Below are 17461 nucleotides of genomic sequence, written 5' to 3' on the forward strand. Positions count from 1 at the left end.
CTAAACACGGGGGCTGCGCGGCGGACACGCCGACGTCACAGCTACTGCCACGCCATTTTTGCAGAACTTGACGCACACAACTCGGGTTCTGAGAAATTTCCGATATTCAGTTAGATCGGCTGGAGCACCTGCCGACACTGCGACCGTGCGTGGTTCCCGTTTGTCGTCTCTCCGTCATACACCCTGCCTATAGGCTGTGCGAAAGACCCGCTTCCGAGCAAACCGGAACAGGCGGGCAAACAGCCAGATTAGGACATGACCGGGACTTGGAATCGCATCGACCCCATCCGTCAGATCGAGTTTGCAAACGCCGTCGCTGTTGAGATCGAGCGCGTGCTGGCGCGGCAAGGCAAGGTGACGAACAGCGATGCGGTCGTCGCAGCGGGCAGGGTCGCCGGGGCCGTTGCCGCCGCCGTCGCCCTGCTTGCGCCGACCGACATCAGGGCGATCGACACCATGCAGGAAAGATTGCCCGGCATGGCGTCGCGGTTCGTGCGGATATTGGCGGCCGAAGCGACGGAACGCCGTACCCGGACGCCTCTGTCGACGGCGCACGAAGGCCAAGGGGCAGACATCCAACCCCTGGCCGGAACGGGCGACCTCGACGCGATGCGGGTCGAGGACTGGGCCGGTCGGGTCGCCGGGTCGACCTTCCTGCAGGAAAATCTCGGCATATCGCGCTCGACCCTGCATCGCTGGCAGCGGAGCGGCACGGTCGTTGCGTTGCGCACCGGTGGCCGCAAACATGTATTTCCTCTGGCGCAGTTCGTCGACGGCAGGCCGGCTCCGGGTATCAACGAAGTGTTATCCGCGATGCCCGATCCGCGGCGTGCCTGGTCGTGGCTGGTCGGCCCTGCGCCCGGCCTTGCCGGACGTATTCCCATTGAAATGCTCAAACAGGATCTGGTGGCGGAAGTCGTTCTTGCCGCACAGAACGCAGCGATGGCGAAGTTGGCTTGATTTTCGCCGCCAACGTTAGAAGTCTATTCCAAAAAATAACACGTAAAAGGAATGTCAACCGGACTATGACCGGTTTGCCGGCTAATGGAATAAGTATAGTTTCGTACAATTGTGACAATGTCTCGTTTGTGCCGGGAGCAAACGTGAATAAAATATGAAGTGATATTTGTGCAACATGGATTTCTTCTGTTATTCAAACATTGATTATTTTTGGAATCGTCATTGAGACTGGAATGCGGATGAGTATGTTCGCCGCCTGAAGAGGGGGTGCGGTGCGCGCCTTTTTCGACGTGGGTGAGGCGTTCAGCCGTTCAACCCATGAATCCAAAGCCATTTTTAACTTTGACTGGAGAGGTCAGAAAATGAATATCAAGAGCCTTCTTCTCGGCTCAGCCGCGGCATTCGTCGCGGTCTCCGGCGCGCGCGCCGCCGACGCTGTTGTGGTCGCCGAGCCGGAACCCGCTGAATACGTCAAGATCTGCGACGTCTACGGCGCCGGCTACTTCTATATCCCCGGCACCGAAACCTGCCTGCGCATCGGCGGCTATGTCCGCTATGACGCCAGCTTCGGCGACGGTGGCCGCGTTTTCGACGGCGCGACGACCCACGACCTTATGGACGGTGACGAACAGCAGACCTGGAACAAGAATGCCCGCTTCAATTTGAAGACGTGGACCGGCCAGGAAACCGAGCTCGGCACGTTGAAGACCTACACCGAGACCCGTTTCAACTTCGGCAATACCAAACACACCGTGAGCGGTGTTGATTTCAGCGTGCAGGACAACAAGGCGGTTACCCTGAACTTCGCCTGGATCCAGCTTGGAGGTTTCCGCGTCGGCAAGGATGAAACTGTCTATGATTCGTTCATCGGCTACGCCGGCAACGTCGTCCAGGACACCATCATCCCGTACGGCACCAAGGACACCAACCTGATCAGTTACTATTTCGACGGCGGTAACGGCTTTACGGCAGTCGCCTCGGTCGAAACAGGCTCCGGCGCTGACCAGTCGATCGACAGCTACGTTCCGTTTGTCGTCGGCGGCGTGAAATACAAGGGTGACTGGGGTGCGATCACCGCCGTCGGCGCCTATAACAGCACGTCGGAAGAATGGGCCGGCAAAGCTCGCCTCGACGTCAAGCCGATTACTGACCTGACCCTGTTCGTGATGGCGGGCTACGGCAGCGACGACAACGTTGCAAAGAACTTCTACAAGCCGTGGACTGGCAACTTTGCCGTCTGGGGCGGCGGCAGCTATGCCGTCAACAAGAAGACCTCTTTGAACGCCCAGGTCTCCTATACCGACGACAAAGATTTCGCCGTTGCGGCCAATGTCGCCTACACCATCGTTCCTGGTTACACGATCACCGCCGAAGTCGATTATTACGACAATTTCGATGCCGACGATGCCGACGCAATCGGCGGCATCTTCCGCTTCCAGCGCTCGTTCTGATCAAACGACGATCTCGCCAAAACGGCCCGTAGCGATACGCTACGGGCCGTTTTGGCTTGCGGCGGATAAGTCGCTCATCTTGATTTCGCCATGCAACCGGTGACAAGCTCTGGTCATGGAATGGCGCGACGAGGGAATCATTCTCGGCACCCGCAAGCATGGCGAAACCAGCGCCATTCTCGAGGTGATGACACGTGCGCATGGCCGCCATCTCGGTCTCGTGCGCGGCGGCCGTTCGCGCAAGCAGCAGCCGGTCTTGCAGCCCGGCAACCGCGTCGACCTGTTGTGGCGGGCGCGGCTCGACGAACATCTCGGCACCTTCCAGGCCGAGGCCATCGAAATGAACGCCGCCCGGCTGATGGACAGCGCCGTTGCCGTTTACGGCTTGCAGACAATGGCCGCGCATTTGCGTCTTCTGCCCGAGCGCGATGCCCATCGCGGTCTCTATGAGACGCTCGCGGTCATGATCGCCCATCTCGACGATGCCGATGCCGCCGGCGAGCTGGTGGCCCGCTTCGAGCTGCTGGTTCTCGACGAACTCGGTTTCGGCCTCGATCTCAGCCAGTGTGCGGCGACCGGCACCAGGCAGGACCTTGCCTACGTCTCGCCGAAATCCGGCCGCGCCGTGTCGCGGGCGGCGGGCGCGCCGTGGCGCGACAAGATGCTGGCGCTGCCTGCCTTCCTGCAGCGCGGTTCGGGCCTGCGCGCCGATCCGGCGGCGATCGACGACGCCTTCCGGCTGACCGGCTTCTTTTTGACCCGCCATGTCTACGAGCCGCGCGGTATCGAACCACCCGGCGCCCGCGCCGGCTTCCTCGCCGCCTTGCGCAAGCATTATGCGGGCGGCAAGGCATTTGCCGGGGAAACCGCCATCGGCGAAGCCATCAGGTGAGCGAAATGGAACTCCTATCCCGGTCGGGTTTCGCTGCTCGGCCTCGACATCATTTGACGCGGCCGATCACCCCAGGGACCGGCGAGGTGGTGTGCGAGGGCAAAGTGGTGCACAAGGGCCGCACGCTGGCGGTTTCGGAAGCGGCGCTGAAGGATGCCAACGGCAAGCTGCTGGCTTTCGGCACCGAAACGTGCTCGATCTTTCCGGCGGCCAATCTGGCGGCACGTTGAATGGACCGGCCGTCTGGCCGCCGCATTTGAATGTCACTGAACATTGAATGTCAGTGACGACTGGCCTGGTTTGGGGGAACCGCCATGTTTGAAAGCCTGATTGGCCTCGTCGCCATCATCGCGCTGTTCGTCATCATTTCACGCCAGCAGAGCCGTATCGGCCTGATCGAGCGCGAGCTTGGCGCGTTGCGCAGCCTCGTGCTTTCGGGCGCGCCTGTCCTGCCGCCGCAAGCCAAGGAACCGGCTGCAAACGACAGCAAACCGGCGGATAGCGCAATCCCGCCGGCGGCGGCAGCCGACATGGCCGCATCGCCAGGGGCCGAGACCGCAGCGGTCGCATCAGCTGCAGAGGCAGAAGCCGATACCGCGGCGCCGTCCGCACCGGAGCCGGCGCAACCGGCGGCAGCGGCGAAAGCCGCCCGCCAATCCGACGTCGAAACGGCGCTCGGTACCCGCTGGGCGGTCTGGGTCGGCGGCATCGCGCTGGCGCTGGGCGGCCTGTTCCTGATCCGCTACACGATCGAGGCCGGCATTTTCGGGCCAGGCGTGCGGCTTTTCATGGCGGCGGCACTTGGGCTGGCGCTGGTCGGCGGCGGCGAGTTCATCCGGCGCACCGGCTTCAGGGTGCCGGTGCAAGGTGCCGCCGGTGCCTATATCCCGGCGATCCTGACAGCGGCCGGCGCCTTCATCCTGTTCGGCACGGTCTACGCCGCGTACAGCATTTACGGTTTCATCGGCCCGGCGCTCGCTTTCACGCTGCTCGGCGCCATCGGCGTGGCGACGATCGCGGCAAGCCTGGTCCACGGTCAGGCGCTGGCCGGCGTCGGCCTGCTCGGCGCCATGGTGACGCCGCTACTCGTCGCCTCGCAGGCGCCCAATCCGTGGGCGCTGTTTGGCTATCTGGCGATCGTGCTCGCCGCCACCGGCGTCATTGCCCGCATCCGCGACTGGAGGCTCTTGATGGCCGCAGCCTTCGTCGCCACGGGCATCTGGACCATCTTCTACATGACCGAAGCGCCGGGGACGAACCTTTCCGTCATCCTCTTTATCGACGTGGTGACACTGGCCGTGCTCGCCTTCGTTTGGCTTGGCCGTCGCAGCGAAGCGGTCGCCGACACCGGCTTCGACTGGCCGTCGATCGCGCCGGGGTTCTTCGTCGCTCTTTCAGCGCTGGCCCTGTTCGTCGATCCGGTCTTTGCCGCCGCCGGCGATGCCTTGCAGGGAGCAGCCCTTATCGTAGCCCTGGTGGCGATAGCGCTCTACCGGCCGCGAGCGCTTGCACTGCTGCACGCCGCCGGGCTGGCGACGGTGCTGGTCTATCTCGGCATCATTCCGCCGACCACGGTCGCCGCCGATTTTTCGGGCGGCGCTCTCGGTGTCGATGGCGTGCCGGTTGTGGCGTCTGATGCCTTGATGCTCAGGATCGGCATCGCGCTGGGCCTGGTCTTCATCGGCGCCGGCTTTTGGGCAGCGCGCCGTTTTGCGGCTCCTGGCTGGCTGCGCGCCGCCACATGGGCGGCCTGGAGCGCTGTCGCGCCACTGGTCATCCTGCTGGCGCTCTGGTTCACCTTCGGCAATCTCGACCGTGACCTTGCTTATGCGGCCGCAGCGGCCGTTTTGGTCGGGATCTTCGTCGCCGGCGGCGAATGGATAGCGCGCGGCGAAGCGCCGCCGCTGACCGGCGGCGCTGCCGTCTCCTTCGCGCTCGCCGGCGCGGCGATCGCCGGCCTGCTGATGCTGCACATGGCCTTTGGCTCCGGCTGGACAACCGTCCTGCTCGGAGCAGCCGCCGTTGTGCCGGCACTGGCGACGCGCTGGCGTAGCTATCCGGTGCTTGGCTGGATTTCGGTCGGTGCGGTGATCGCAGTGCTCGGCCGTGCCGCCTTCGACCCGACCATCGTCGGTGCCGAGTTCCTGTCGAAAACACCCGTGTTCAACTGGCTGCTGCTCGGATATGGCGTGCCGGCGCTCGCCTTCGGCTTTGCCGCCTGGCAACTCGCCCGCACAACCAATGGCCGGCCGCGCCTCGCCATGGAGGCCGGCGCCGCGCTGTTTGCTCTGCTCGCCGTTGCCATGCTGGTGCGTCATGCCATGCATGGTGGCGTCATCGACAGCGGCTCGATGACACTTGCCGAACAGGCGATCTATACGCTGATCGCCATCGGCGCCGGTGCAATCCTGGTCGCCATCGACATGCGCTCGCCAAGCTCGGTGCTACGTTACGGCTCGATGGCTGCTGGGGTGCTCTCGGTCGCCTTCATCGTCATCCGGCATTTTGTGGTGCTGAACCCGCTGCTGACGGATGAATCGACCGGCGGCATTCCGGTGTTCAACCTTCTGTTCCTCGCCTATCTGTTGCCGGCAGTCGCGACAGGCGCACTGGCGCTCTATACCCGCGACAAGCGGCCGAAATGGTATGCGGCCATGCTTGCGGTTGTGGCGGCGGTGCTCGCCTTCGTCTATGCCACGCTGTCGGTCAGGAGGCTGTTCAAGGGCGAGTTCATCGGCCTGTGGAGCGGCCTCGGCCAGGTCGAGACCTATACCTATTCGGCGCTCTGGTTGGCCATCGGCGTGGTGCTGCTCACCGCCGGTGTCTGGCTGAAGTCGCAGGTGCTGCGCATAGCGTCTGCGGCGCTGATCGCGGTCGCCGTGCTCAAGGTCTTCGTCTTCGATATGTCGGAGCTGGAAGGCGTGTTGCGGGCGCTGTCCTTCATCGGCCTCGGCGCGGTGCTCATCGGCATCGGCTTGTTTTATCAGCGGCTGCTGACAAGGGCGGCGAAAGAAAAGCTCGAGACGAGCAATAGCTGACGATTTCAATTTGGCCGGGAATAAAGCTGGCATCGGCAGCGTTATTCAGTTGCTTGGGTGACCGGGGCGGCGGACCGCTTCGCGCTGGCCGCTTGCGCCGCGCCGCAAAGGCGCGTTCAATCACCACGGACAGGGGCTCCAGAACCAGCGGTCATGGACGAAAAGAAGGCAGCAATCCTTGGTGAAATACCGCGTTTGCGCCGCTATGCACGCTCGCTGTTGCGCGACCGCGATTCCGCCGACGATCTCGTCCAGGATTGTCTCGAGCGGGCGCTTGTGCGGCTCGACAATTGGCAGACAGGAGAAAGCCCCAGGAGGTGGCTGTTTACGATCATGCATCATTTGTTCATCGACCAGATGCGCAAGGTGAACCGGCGCGGCGAGGCGGCGATGCTGCCGCTCGAGGCAAGCGAGGCGCAGGCAGCACCCGCCGAGCAGGTCGAGAGCATCGCCTCGCGCGAGATCGTCGACGCGCTGCAGGCGATCAGCCCTGACCGGCGCGCGGCACTTGTGATGGTCGCCATCGAAGGGTTTTCCTATGCCGAAGCCGCCAACATCCTTGGGGTTCCCGCCGGCACCTTGATGTCCCGCATCGCGCGCGGGCGTGAGGAACTGCGCGCGCTGCTGGATGATACCGCGCGCCGCCGCTCGATAAGGATCGTCGAGAAATGAGCCGGCGCGATTTCTCCGAACGCGACATCCACATGGCTCTCGATGGCGAGTTGCCGGGCGACGAGCGGACGGCCTATGAGGCATGGCTCGAGGCCAATGCCGAGATGAAGGCCAAGAGTGCACGCTACGCCGCCGACCGGGCAGCATTGCGCGCAGCCTTTAACGGCGTGCTGGACGAACCCGTACCGGTGCGGCTGAACAAGGTGGTGCTTGGCGAGGCGTCGGTGGTCAGAGCGGCGCCGTCGCGCTCGCGTTGGTGGCTTGCGGTCGCCGCTGCCGCCATGCTGGTGATTGGCGGTGCTGGCGGCTATCTTGCCGGCATCGGCGGCCTCGGCCTGGAAAATACGGCCGAGGACCAGCTTGCCGAAGAAGCGATCGCCGCCCACGTCATCTATGCCGCCGAAAAGCGGCATGCGGTGGAAGTGCCGGCAAGCGACAAGGATCATTTGCAGAGCTGGTTGTCGAACCAGGTGGGTTTGAAGCTCGTCGCGCCGGATCTGGCAGCGCAGGGATTCCAACTGGTCGGTGGCCGGCTGCTGCCTGCCGGCCAGGGCAAGGCCGCGATGCTGCTTTACGAGGACGACAAGGGCGCGCGCATTTCGCTCTTCGTCACCGCCGAATCGGCTGCCAAGGCCAAGGGCACCTATGGGTCGGAAGAAGATGGTCCTGCGGCTGTCTACTGGCTGGACAAGGGTTATGGCTGCGCCGTCGTCGGCTCGCTGCCGCGCGAGCGGCTGGCCGCGGTGGCCAAGAGCGCCTATGGCCAGCTTCTGGCGGCCTTGCAAAGCTGAGCAGGATCTCATTTTTCCGGAGCCGCGCCGATGCCGAAACACGGAGGTCGCTCAAAGCCTTTGCGCGACCTGCCTGCTGTCAAAACTGTCACAATTCGGCCCTAATCGAGGTGCGATAGCGCTTGCTTAATGCTGGCACTTCGGCTGGTGTGACCGATGTTTAGACTAGGGTCGTTTCCACAACCCAATCGAGGTTTTCTGAGCCCGCATGCCTGCCGAGATTCGCAAGGCCCGCGCGTCCGACGTCGATGACCTCGCCGCCATCGAAAAAGCTGTTTTCTCGAGCGACCGCATTTCTCGCCGTTCCTTTCGCCAACTGATCGAACGCGACACCGCCGAACTGCTGGTTGGCGAAAGCGATGGCCGCGTCGCCGGCTATGCAGTCGTGCTGTTTCGCAAGGGCAGCGGCGTCGCGCGGCTCTATTCGATCGCCGTCGGTCCATTTTTCGGCGGCCGTGGCGTTGGCCGCCTTCTGCTGGAAGAGGCCGAGACCGCTGCTTTCGAGCACGGCCGCATGATGCTTCGTTTGGAAGTCCGCGAGGACAACCCGCGCGCGATCCAGATCTACGAGCGGAGCGGCTACCGCAAGATCGGCCGCGAACCGGACTATTACGAGGATGGCGCCACGGCGCTGCGCTATGAAAAGACCTTGCGTGGCGACATTCCGGTCGCCACCGAAGTGCCGTTTTATCAGCAGACTTGCGAATTCACTTGCGGACCATGCTGCCTGATGATGGCGATGGCTTACTTCGGCCCCGGCTTCGTGCCGGACCCGGTGATGGAAATCCGGCTGTGGCGTGAGGCGACGACTGTTTTCATGATGTCCGGCCCCGGCGGCTGCGAGCCGTTCGGGCTGGCCGTCGCCGGCTATGAGAGCGGGCTTGCTGCTGAGATCTATGTGTCCTTCTATGGCGCGCTTTTCCTGCAATCGGTGCGCAGCGAAGACAAGCGCCGGGTGATGGAGCTGGCGCAGGTCGACTTTCGCCGCCGCGCGGAACTTTACGGCATCCCGGTGAATTACCGTTCATTCGGGCTTGACGACATTCGCACCGCGATCGCAGAGGGAAAACTGGTACTGGTCCTGATCAGCGGCTTCCTGATGTTCGGCAAAAAGGTTCCGCACTGGGTATTGGCCATCGGTGACGACGGCGATCACATCCTGATCCACGACCCTTGGGTCGAGGACGAGCGGCAGGAGACGATCCTCGATGCTGCCAACATTCCCGTGCCTTACGGCATCTTCATGAACATGGCGCAATTCGGCCGCGACGGATTGCGCGCCGCCATCACTCTCGGAAAGCGCGACAGCCAATGACCTGGGTCATCCTTACCGGCCGGCAGAACGATCTCGACCAAGTGGCGACGCCGCACAAGATCATCACCAATCGCGACTACCTTGCCCATCCGGCACTGTTTCGCGGGCAGCGGCCGAAGGTCATCAACCTGTCGAACAATTACGGCTACCAGAGCCGCGGCTATTACGCCTCGCTGCTCGCCGGTTCGCGCGGCCATAAGGTCATCCCGACGGTCGAAACGATGATCGACCTGTCGGAGCGCAAGCTCTATGAGCACGCGTTGCCGGAACTCGAACTCGCACTCAACAAGTGCCGCAAGGACCTGGGCGGCGCTTTCCCGCAGAAGGTCTGCATCTTCTTCGGCATCGGACCGTCCAGGATCTGGGACCGCTTCGCCAAACTGCTGTTCGACTGGTTCCGTGCCCCGGCGCTTGAGGTCCACATCAGGGACAGCGCCGAATGGGCCTCGATCCGCAAGATTGGCTTCCATCCCCTGGCCAGGATGACCGAGGACGAGGAAACGCACTTTCTCCAGTGCCTGGAGACCTACACCAACCGCGAGTGGCGTGACACCAAGGGCCGCACGCCGGCGCGCTACACTTTCGCCACGCTGGTCGATCCGCATGAGGAACTGCCGCCGTCGGAGATTTCGTCGCTGCGCCACTGGGCCAAGATCGCTGAAAAGATGGGCGTCGAAATCGAGCCGATCACCAAGCGGGATCTGGCCAAGCTCGCCAACTACGACGCGCTGTTCATCCGCGAGACCACCTCGATCTCCAACCACACCTACCGCTTTGCCCGCCGCGCCCAGCAGGAAGGTATGCCGGTCATCGACGATCCGCTGTCGATGATCCGCTGCACCAATAAGGTCTATCTCAACGAGCTGATGACCTACAACAAGGTACCGGTGCCGCCGACGGTGATGATAGCCGGCATCTCGGATCTGGAAGTTGCGGCGCAGACGCTGGGCTTCCCCCTGGTGCTGAAGATCCCGGACTCCTCGTTTTCGCGCGGCGTCAAGAAATGCGGCACCTTCGAAGAGTTAAAGACGCTCGCAACCGAATGGCTGGAGGATTCCGACCTCCTGATCGCGCAAAAATTCATTCCGACGGAATATGATTGGCGCGTCGGTGTCCTCGGCGGCCAACCCTTGTTTGCCGTCCATTATCTGATGGCCAAGAAGCATTGGCAGATCGTCAATCATAAGGCCAACGGCAAGCCCGACCAGGGCGGCATCAAGACCTTCACCCTGAAGGAAGCGCCGGCCCATGTCGTCGAGACGGCGGTGAGCGCGGCGCGCTGCATCGGCGACGGCCTCTACGGGGTCGACCTCAAGGAGACCAGGGACGGCGTCTTCGTCATCGAGGTCAACGATAACCCCAACCTCGACCACGGCTGGGAAGACTCCGGCGAAAAAGACGAGGTCTGGGTGCGGCTGACGCAGTGGTTCCTGGAGCGATTGGACCGGCCGGGCCGATGACATCCGAATTGAGGGGAAAAAGATGCTGTTCTTCGTAACCGAGGATTTTCGCGGCTGCGACCGTAAGGAGATCTACCGCCGTTTCCGCGACCAGGGCCGCCTGAAGCCGGACGCGCTGCTCGTGCACCACAGCTGGATCGCAGCGGATATGAGCCGCTGCTTCCTGCTGGTGGAGGCCGATGACGTCACACTCCTGCAGCGGTGGGTCATCGAATGGGCGGATCTGGTCGAATTCGAGATCGTTCCCGTGGCGACGAACAAGGATATGGTGGAGGCGTTGAGCGGACATCTCTGACCTGCGCGCGCTTCGACGAGGTATATCCAGACATTGTATTGATGGCAGATGTCCAGGCTGAGCCGATGACTGGCTCGCCCGGCTGTCGCACTTAGCCGGATTGCCTGATCGTCGCGTTCGACGTCAGCAGCCGGTTGATGTCCGACGCTTTCGATGGCACGCCGATCAAATAGCCCTGGGCCTCGACGCAGCCCTCCTTTTGCAGGAATTCAAGCTGCGCTTCGGTCTCGACACCCTCGGCGGTGACGGTGATGCCCAGCTGTGCGCCAAGCCCGATGATGGTGCGCACGATCGCCGCGGTATCGCGACTGTCGATGTCACGGGTGAAAGAGCGATCGATCTTGATCTTGTCGACGGGAAAGCGCCTGAGGTAGCCGAGCGAGGAATAGCCGGTGCCGAAATCGTCCAGCGCTATGCGGACACCCAGATCGCGCAGCTGCCTCAGTGTCTTGAGCACCAGATCGCTCTCGTCCATCAGCACCGTTTCGGTGATTTCCAGTTCAAGCCGGTTGGCCGGCACGCCCGAGAACGCCAGCGCCGAGATGACGCTGCGGGCAAAGGTGCCGCTTTTGATCTGCACGGCGGAGACATTGACTGCGATGCGCAAAGGCGCCCAGCCTGCCGCGGTCGTGCAGGCTTTCCGCAGCGCCCATTCTCCAAGCGGCACGATCAGCCCGGTCTCCTCGGCGGCCGGAATGAAGTCGTCCGGACGCACCAGGCCGCGCACTGGCGAACGCCAGCGCATCAAGGCTTCGGCACCGACGATTTCGCCGGAGGCGATGTTCATGATCGGCTGGAAATCCAGCTCGAATTCCCGGCGTGACAGCGCCGCCCTGAGATCGATTTCGAGCGCCCGGCGCGCGCGCACCATCGCATCCATGGCTGGTTCGAAGAAACGGTAGAGGTTGCGCCCTTCGCTCTTTGCCCGATAGAGCGCCATATCGGCGTTTTTCAGCAAAGTGTCGGTGTCCTTGCCGTCATTCGGAAACAGCGCGATGCCAACACTGATGCCGACGCGCATGTCGTGTCGCTTGTCGCGAAACGGCTTTCCGATGATCTCGACGATGCGTTTGGCCAGTTTTTCCGCATCGCCCGGGCTTTTGAGATTGAACTGGATTATGACGAATTCGTCGCCGCCGAAGCGAGCGACAACGTCCGTTTCATTGCGCAGGCACCGTTGCAGCCGTTCGGCCACGCATTTCAGCAGCCAGTCGCCGGAAGGGTGGCCCCAAGTATCGTTGACCGCCTTGAAGTGATCGAGGTCGAGCGAGAATATCGCCAGCGATCCGTCTTTCGTCTCGCTAAGGGCTTGGTCGAGCCGTTCGCGAAGCATCGAGCGATTGGGCAGGTTGGTCAGTGTGTCGTGATGCGCAAGGTGGGTCATGCGCTCTTCCACGCGCCTGCGCTCGGTCACGTCGTCGAATGTCGCGACCCAGCCGCCGCCGCTCATCGGCCGGCGTGCAACCAGCAGCGTTCTGCCATCGGCAAGATGGCGATGCGTTACGTGTGTTTTGCCCGCCCGCAGGCAGGCTTCGATTTGCGAAATTTCGCTGTCGGGGTCGAGCTTTGTGTAAATGCCCAGTTCCAGCAGCCGCTTAAAGGCATCACGGTGGCTCATGCCAAGCGGGAGGTCGGCCGGCCTGACATGGTAAAGTTCCAGAAAACGTTCGTTGCGCACGATCAGCTTGCCGTCCGCGTCGTACATCAAAAGTCCTTGCGACATGTTGGCAAGTGCCGCGTCGAAACGGCGGTGCTGCTCCTTCAACTCCTGCTCGGCGCGCCGTTGCTCGGTGATATCCTCGTAGATCGATACCCAACCGCCCGACGCCAGCGGCCGGTGCGAAATGTTGACGATACGCCCGTCTGCAAGCGTTTCCTCATAGGTGGAAGGTTTTGCCTGGTCGATATAGGGCTTGCGAATGGCATAGAGTTGCTCAGCGCTTTGCGAGGCGATGCCGATGTCCACGCTGTGCTGGAGGATGTCGAAAAACCGGATGCCGGGCCGTACCACTTCGGCGTCGAGGCGAAAGATACTGATGTAGTTCCTATTGCAGATGATCATCCGTTCATCGGCATCGAACATGCACAGGCCATGCGACATGTTCTCGACCGCTGCCGAAAAACGCTCGTTCTGTTCGCGCAGTTCGTCTTCAATCCGTTGCGGCAGACCAACGCCTTTGACCCGTCGTCGGCGGACGGACGAACCTGCCTTGATACCGGCAACGGGCATGTAGCGCGCCTATGGACCGTGGTTAACCACGGCACTCTTGTCCTTGCCGGTTAATTTACCGTTTTCAGCCGGCTGGAACGGCAGTCTGGCGTCGCGACTTCTCGATCGCCGCAAACCGTTTGAGAAAGGCATTCTGCGCCCAGGTCACCGAGCGCGGCGTGACATCGAAGCGCTCGGCATTGAAGCCGCGCGGCCGGCCGAAGAACTCCGTCGCCTCTGCCGTTGAAAAACCCGCAAGCAGCGTCGCTTCGAAATAAGCGGCGATCTGATCCGCTCGCTTGATCTCCTTGCGCAGTCCCGCGTCGAGTTCCGCTGGCAGCGAAAAGCGCAGATGGATGGCGCGCTGCAGCCTGATCTCGCAGTCCCTGTAGCTGCCGCCCATCACGGACTTGAACGGCGAGATCATGTCGCCGATGACATATTCCGGCGCGTCGTGCAGCAGCGCCGCCAACCGCGCATCGGCGTCGGCATCCGGCACCAGCTCGCCGACAAGCGTTTCGACCAGCAGCGAATGCTGGGCGACCGAAAAGGCGTGCTCGCCTCTGGTCTGGCCGTTCCAGCGCGCGACGCGGGCAAGGCCGTGAGCGATATCTGAGATCTCGATGTCGAGCGGCGAGGGGTCGAGAAGATCGAGCCGTCGCCCGGACAGCATGCGCTGCCAGGCGCGCGGCGGCGCCCCGGCGCGATCGGCCGCCATCAGGCCTCCTCCGCGCCGACGGCTTCCAGCGGAAAGCTGAATTTCGCCCAGGGCGGGATGGTGAGCGACACGGCGACGTCGTCAGCCAGGATCGGCAGGCCGGCGTCGAACGCTGCCTTGACCCGGTCAATGCGGGCAATGGCGAGGCCTGTCGTGCCGGCGGTCGAGCCAAGCGTGCCGACAGGCCGCCCCTCCACGGTCAACTCTGCGCCCGAGGCGGGCAGGGAGCGTCCGGCCGAGACAATCAACACCCGGCGCCGGGCAGTGCCGCGATGCTGCATGCGCGAGACGACCTCCTGGCCGACATAGCAGCCCTTCTTGAAGCCGACGCCGCCGATCTCGTCGAGCAGCACGTCATGCGGAAACGCATCGCCGAGCTGATAGTCGCTGCCGCTTTCGGCAATGCCATGGGCGATGCGAAAGGCTTGCCATGCGGCAAGGTCGCCTCCTTCTGCGGTGCCATCATAGAAGCGCTTGACGATAGCATCGACGAACCGCGCATCAGCAAACGGTGCCGATTCAAATTGCGAGGCAGTTGAAGCGCTTTCCCATAGGACGGTCACAACCGGGTGATCTAGCTTGGCAATTTGGACTTTGGCGCGCAACTTGTAGAGCGTCAGCCGGCGCATGAAATCGTCAGCGGTCTCGGCACGGCATTCGAGGCGGAAAGCATTTTCGCCGGCGCGCGAGATCAAGAAGTCGAAAAGGATCTTGCCTTGCGGCGTCAGCAGGGCGCCGGGCTTTGCTTCGCTGCTCCCGAGCACGTCGAGGTCGGTAGTCAGGATGTTCTGCAAAAAGTGCGCGGCATCCGGCCCGGACACGGAAACGAGTGCGCGATCTCTGAGCGAGGCAAAGGACATGGTGGGAAAACGAGCCTGATCTTGCAAAACTGTCGGCCATTACGTAAGCCGCTGGCACTTCCCCCGCAAGAGACCTGATCCGCATGGCCCCCATCTACGATCTCATCCTGACAGGTGGCACCGTGGTCAACCACGACGGCGAGGGTTTTCGCGACGTCGGCATCAATGGTGGGCGCGTCGCTGCCATCGGCGATCTCCGCCAGGCGTCGGCCGGCGAGACAATCGACTGCCGCGGACTGCATATCCTGCCGGGCGCCGTCGATAGCCAGGTGCATTTCCGCGAGCCGGGACTGGAGCACAAGGAAGATTTGGAGACGGGCTCGCGGGCAGCGGTGCTTGGCGGCGTCACCGCCGTCTTCGAGATGCCGAACACCAATCCGCTGACCACCAGCGAGGCGACTCTTGCCGACAAGGTGCGGCGGGCCACCGGCCGCATGCATTGCGACTTTGCCTTCTGGGTCGGCGGGACCCGCGACAATGCAAAAGACGCCGGCGATCTCGAGCGGCTGCCGGGTGCGGCCGGCATAAAAGTGTTCATGGGCTCGTCCACCGGCGACCTGCTGGTCGAGGACGACGAAGGCGTTGCCTCGATCCTGAGGAACACACGCCGCCGCGCCGCCTTTCACTCCGAGGACGAGTTCCGGCTGCGCGAGCGGCTCGGCGAGCGCATCGAGGGCGATCCGTCCTCACATCCGGTGTGGCGCGACGAGATCGCCGCATTGCGCTGCACCGAGCGCCTGGTGCGCATCGCGCGCCAGGTCCGTGCCCGGATCCATGTGCTGCACATCTCGACCGCCGAAGAGATAGGCTTCCTCGAACAGCACAAGGATGTCGCGACTTGCGAGGCGACGCCGCATCATCTGACGCTGAGCGCAGATGACTATGCGCAGTTAGGCACGCTGATCCAGATGAACCCGCCGGTGCGCGCCGCGCGCCATCGCGAGGGGGTCTGGCAGGGCATTGCGCAAGGCGTTGTCGATGTCCTCGGCTCCGACCATGCGCCGCACACGCTGGCCGAGAAGGCAAAACCTTATCCGGCGTCGCCGTCAGGCATGACCGGCGTGCAGACTTTGGTGCCGATCATGCTGGATCATGTCAACGCCGGCCGGCTGACGTTGCAGCGCTTTGTCGACCTGACCAGCCATGGCCCACAGCGCATTTTCGGCATCGCCAGGAAAGGCCGTATTGCCGCCGGCTACGATGCCGATCTGACCATCGTCGACCTGAAGCGCCGCGAGATCATCGCCAACGCCCAGCAAGGCTCCAAGGCCGGTTGGACGCCTTATGACGGCAGGCAGGTGACCGGCTGGCCGGTCGGCACTATCGTTCGGGGCCGGCGCGTGATGTGGGAAGGCGAGATTGCCACGCCAGGCCAAGGCAGGGCGGTGGAGTTTTCCGAGGCGTTGGCGGGCTAAGCTCCCTGCCTCAATAAGGGCCAGGCCTGACCACTCAATCCCCAGCGACGAAGAACGTCCATTGCCCGGTCGGCGTGATGCCGACGCGGTAGAAAATGTAGGCGCCGAACTGCTTCATGTTGTCATAGTCGCTGGCAGTGACGATCTTGAATAACTCGACCCGCTGCCTGGCATCGAGCTTGTCCAACGGCAGGGCGAAAAAATACGGCCAGACGTAGAGATCCTGCGGCGTGCCTGCATCGACATGGACATAGCCGGCATTGAGCACCTCTTCCAGGATGGCGAGGATTTCCTGGCCTTCCGTGTCGCCTGAAAGCCCTTTCAGGAAGGCGATCGGGTCGCCCTCCATGTCGCCCAGCGACAATTGGGTCATCATGTCGCCCGTGCCGATCAGCGGCCGCAGTCTTTCGATGTCGCCGCTTTTGCACGCCTCGACGATCAGATCGTGCATGCGCCTGACCGGTTCCGGCAACTTGGCAAGGTCGTAAACGACTTCGGGCACAGGCGCGTCCGGATCGACATGCGGATTGGCCATGCCGCCATCGTCCGCTGGCCCTTTCGGTTCGGTTTGCCTTGGCTCGTCGGACGGAGTCGGCTGGCTGGCTGCAGGTGGCGTCGTGCCGAGCGGGCCGGGCATCGGCACGGTACTTCCGGGCGGCGACATGTCGCCGTCGGGCGGCGGCGTGACCGGCGAAGGCAGGTCTTCGCGCTTGATCTCGCTGAGGGCGTGAGCGGGACTGCTCGCAAGAAACAGTGCAAGGGGAATCGTGGCGCAGGAGGCGATAAGCCAAATGCTGAGGACCAGGCCGCGCGGCTTGCCTGATATCGAAAAATTCACCGCCTGCTACTCCCTGGTTCCAGGCCCACTCATGTGCCCGGACATGATGTGCCCGGACATGATGTCCGGCGACGCGCCGTCGTCAAAGAACCGGGGTCAGTGCCGCAGCCTTTCGGGCTCGAAGGCCCCGGCAATCACCTTTTCGCGCATGCGATCGAGCAGGGCAAGCGCCGAGGTCTCGCCATTGGTTCGCAGCATCTCGCCGAATGCCGTTTCGAGGGCTGCCTCGGCGATGATTTCCGGCTCGATCCCCGCCGACAATCCTTCCGCCCAGGCTTCGCTGTGGCTTTCCACGGCGGTCAGGCGCTTTTCTTCCCTGACCAGCGCGTCGATGTCGTTGACGCCATGTTCCATTGCGATGTCCACCCTTTCAAGCGGTGATCCGTTGGATAGGGATCAAGCTTGAGTTGTCCCTTTTACACGCAGGCGAAGTAAGTACTTGTAAATGCGACTTTTTTTGGTCGTTTTCTACAAAACCCGTCGCATTAAGCAAACCTGCGTCCGATCCGTTTCAAACTTAGCCGATTAGGCCGGCCAAGGGGACGGA

At 62.8% G+C, this 17461-nt stretch carries 16 protein-coding genes; 11 read left to right on the plus strand and 5 right to left on the minus strand.

Translation table 11 applies throughout. The features are described from left to right. Window positions 1-255 precede the first annotated feature (255 nt). The 10 genes from NKH29_RS29890 (at window position 256) to NKH29_RS29935 (ending at window position 10874) form a co-directional block, all read left to right on the plus strand. On the plus strand, window positions 256-960 hold the full coding sequence (locus NKH29_RS29890) for an antitoxin Xre/MbcA/ParS-like domain-containing protein (protein ID WP_352494848.1): 705 nt from the start codon (window positions 256-258) through the stop codon (window positions 958-960). 362 nt (window positions 961-1322) lie between these two features. Next, window positions 1323-2411, plus strand: coding sequence for a porin (locus NKH29_RS29895; RefSeq protein ID WP_352481853.1), 1089 nt, complete (start codon window positions 1323-1325; stop codon window positions 2409-2411). A gap of 115 nt (window positions 2412-2526) precedes the next feature. Further along, window positions 2527-3303 carry a DNA repair protein RecO gene (gene recO, locus NKH29_RS29900; protein WP_352788928.1) on the plus strand — a complete coding sequence of 259 codons (777 nt, stop codon included), beginning with the start codon at window positions 2527-2529 and terminating at the stop codon, window positions 3301-3303. A gap of 5 nt (window positions 3304-3308) precedes the next feature. Beyond that, the gene (locus NKH29_RS29905) at window positions 3309-3533 is read left to right on the plus strand and encodes a PaaI family thioesterase (protein ID WP_352494851.1); all 225 of its coding nucleotides are present in this window, start codon (window positions 3309-3311) and stop codon (window positions 3531-3533) included. Between the two features lie 84 nt (window positions 3534-3617). Beyond that, complete coding sequence (locus NKH29_RS29910) at window positions 3618-6341, plus strand: DUF2339 domain-containing protein (protein ID WP_353001228.1); 2724 nt, start codon at window positions 3618-3620, stop codon at window positions 6339-6341. A gap of 153 nt (window positions 6342-6494) precedes the next feature. Beyond that, a complete protein-coding gene (locus NKH29_RS29915; protein ID WP_023719875.1) occupies window positions 6495-7013 on the plus strand; it encodes a sigma-70 family RNA polymerase sigma factor in 519 nt (172 codons plus the stop codon). Then, window positions 7010-7804 carry an anti-sigma factor family protein gene (locus NKH29_RS29920; protein ID WP_352481851.1) on the plus strand — a complete coding sequence of 265 codons (795 nt, stop codon included), beginning with the start codon at window positions 7010-7012 and terminating at the stop codon, window positions 7802-7804. The genes NKH29_RS29915 and NKH29_RS29920 overlap by 4 nt, the downstream gene beginning before the upstream one ends. 208 nt (window positions 7805-8012) lie before the next feature. Next, complete coding sequence (locus NKH29_RS29925) at window positions 8013-9119, plus strand: peptidase C39 family protein (RefSeq protein ID WP_023719873.1); 1107 nt, start codon at window positions 8013-8015, stop codon at window positions 9117-9119. Next, on the plus strand, window positions 9116-10579 hold the full coding sequence (locus NKH29_RS29930) for a RimK family ATP-grasp domain-containing protein (RefSeq protein WP_023719872.1): 1464 nt from the start codon (window positions 9116-9118) through the stop codon (window positions 10577-10579). Before NKH29_RS29925 ends, NKH29_RS29930 begins: the two co-directional genes overlap by 4 nt. Window positions 10580-10601: 22 nt before the next feature. Beyond that, window positions 10602-10874, plus strand: a complete 273-nt coding sequence (locus NKH29_RS29935) for a DUF3303 domain-containing protein (RefSeq protein ID WP_023719871.1) — start codon at window positions 10602-10604, stop codon at window positions 10872-10874. 91 nt (window positions 10875-10965) lie between these two features. Here NKH29_RS29935 and NKH29_RS29940 read toward each other — a convergent pair whose 3' ends face one another. The 3 genes from NKH29_RS29940 to ygfZ form a co-directional block, all read right to left on the minus strand. Continuing rightward, window positions 10966-13104: a putative bifunctional diguanylate cyclase/phosphodiesterase gene (locus NKH29_RS29940; RefSeq protein WP_352588671.1), complete on the minus strand. Its 2139-nt coding sequence runs from the start codon at window positions 13102-13104 to the stop codon at window positions 10966-10968. A 64-nt stretch (window positions 13105-13168) separates the two neighbouring features. After that, window positions 13169-13801, minus strand: a complete 633-nt coding sequence (locus NKH29_RS29945) for a YfbR-like 5'-deoxynucleotidase (RefSeq protein ID WP_352588668.1) — start codon at window positions 13799-13801, stop codon at window positions 13169-13171. Continuing rightward, window positions 13801-14661 carry a CAF17-like 4Fe-4S cluster assembly/insertion protein YgfZ gene (ygfZ, locus tag NKH29_RS29950; RefSeq protein ID WP_353001229.1) on the minus strand — a complete coding sequence of 287 codons (861 nt, stop codon included), beginning with the start codon at window positions 14659-14661 and terminating at the stop codon, window positions 13801-13803. Before ygfZ ends, NKH29_RS29945 begins: the two co-directional genes overlap by 1 nt. A gap of 83 nt (window positions 14662-14744) precedes the next feature. Here ygfZ and NKH29_RS29955 point away from each other — a divergent pair, with 83 nt between their 5' ends. Beyond that, the gene (locus NKH29_RS29955) at window positions 14745-16076 is read left to right on the plus strand and encodes a dihydroorotase (protein WP_353001230.1); all 1332 of its coding nucleotides are present in this window, start codon (window positions 14745-14747) and stop codon (window positions 16074-16076) included. Window positions 16077-16110: 34 nt separating this feature from the next. Here the strand turns inward: NKH29_RS29955 and NKH29_RS29960 are convergent, their stop codons facing one another. Together NKH29_RS29960 and NKH29_RS29965 are read right to left on the minus strand one after the other, a co-directional pair. Further along, the gene (locus NKH29_RS29960; RefSeq protein ID WP_023719867.1) at window positions 16111-16914 is read right to left on the minus strand and encodes a hypothetical protein; all 804 of its coding nucleotides are present in this window, start codon (window positions 16912-16914) and stop codon (window positions 16111-16113) included. A gap of 96 nt (window positions 16915-17010) precedes the next feature. Continuing rightward, window positions 17011-17268 carry a hypothetical protein gene (locus NKH29_RS29965; RefSeq protein WP_023677749.1) on the minus strand — a complete coding sequence of 86 codons (258 nt, stop codon included), beginning with the start codon at window positions 17266-17268 and terminating at the stop codon, window positions 17011-17013. Between the last annotated feature and the right edge of the window lie 193 nt (window positions 17269-17461).

This window comes from Mesorhizobium sp. M1295, from assembly GCF_040318135.1.
In the GTDB taxonomy this organism is placed as follows: Bacteria; Pseudomonadota; Alphaproteobacteria; order Rhizobiales; family Rhizobiaceae; genus Mesorhizobium.

Excerpts from the sequence above, each read along its gene's own strand:
- NKH29_RS29890 (WP_352494848.1), top strand. The coding sequence starts at position 256 with ATGACCGGGACTTGGAATCGCATCGACCCCATCCGTCAGATCGAGTTT.
- NKH29_RS29895 (WP_352481853.1), top strand. The coding sequence starts at position 1,323 with ATGAATATCAAGAGCCTTCTTCTCGGCTCAGCCGCGGCATTCGTCGCG.
- recO (WP_352788928.1), top strand. The coding sequence starts at position 2,527 with ATGGAATGGCGCGACGAGGGAATCATTCTCGGCACCCGCAAGCATGGC.
- NKH29_RS29905 (WP_352494851.1), top strand. The coding sequence starts at position 3,309 with ATGGAACTCCTATCCCGGTCGGGTTTCGCTGCTCGGCCTCGACATCAT.
- NKH29_RS29910 (WP_353001228.1), top strand. The coding sequence starts at position 3,618 with ATGTTTGAAAGCCTGATTGGCCTCGTCGCCATCATCGCGCTGTTCGTC.
- NKH29_RS29915 (WP_023719875.1), top strand. The coding sequence starts at position 6,495 with ATGGACGAAAAGAAGGCAGCAATCCTTGGTGAAATACCGCGTTTGCGC.
- NKH29_RS29920 (WP_352481851.1), top strand. The coding sequence starts at position 7,010 with ATGAGCCGGCGCGATTTCTCCGAACGCGACATCCACATGGCTCTCGAT.
- NKH29_RS29925 (WP_023719873.1), top strand. The coding sequence starts at position 8,013 with ATGCCTGCCGAGATTCGCAAGGCCCGCGCGTCCGACGTCGATGACCTC.
- NKH29_RS29930 (WP_023719872.1), top strand. The coding sequence starts at position 9,116 with ATGACCTGGGTCATCCTTACCGGCCGGCAGAACGATCTCGACCAAGTG.
- NKH29_RS29935 (WP_023719871.1), top strand. The coding sequence starts at position 10,602 with ATGCTGTTCTTCGTAACCGAGGATTTTCGCGGCTGCGACCGTAAGGAG.
- NKH29_RS29940 (WP_352588671.1), bottom strand. The coding sequence starts at position 13,104 with ATGCCCGTTGCCGGTATCAAGGCAGGTTCGTCCGTCCGCCGACGACGG.
- NKH29_RS29945 (WP_352588668.1), bottom strand. The coding sequence starts at position 13,801 with ATGGCGGCCGATCGCGCCGGGGCGCCGCCGCGCGCCTGGCAGCGCATG.
- ygfZ (WP_353001229.1), bottom strand. The coding sequence starts at position 14,661 with ATGTCCTTTGCCTCGCTCAGAGATCGCGCACTCGTTTCCGTGTCCGGG.
- NKH29_RS29955 (WP_353001230.1), top strand. The coding sequence starts at position 14,745 with ATGGCCCCCATCTACGATCTCATCCTGACAGGTGGCACCGTGGTCAAC.
- NKH29_RS29965 (WP_023677749.1), bottom strand. The coding sequence starts at position 17,268 with ATGGAACATGGCGTCAACGACATCGACGCGCTGGTCAGGGAAGAAAAG.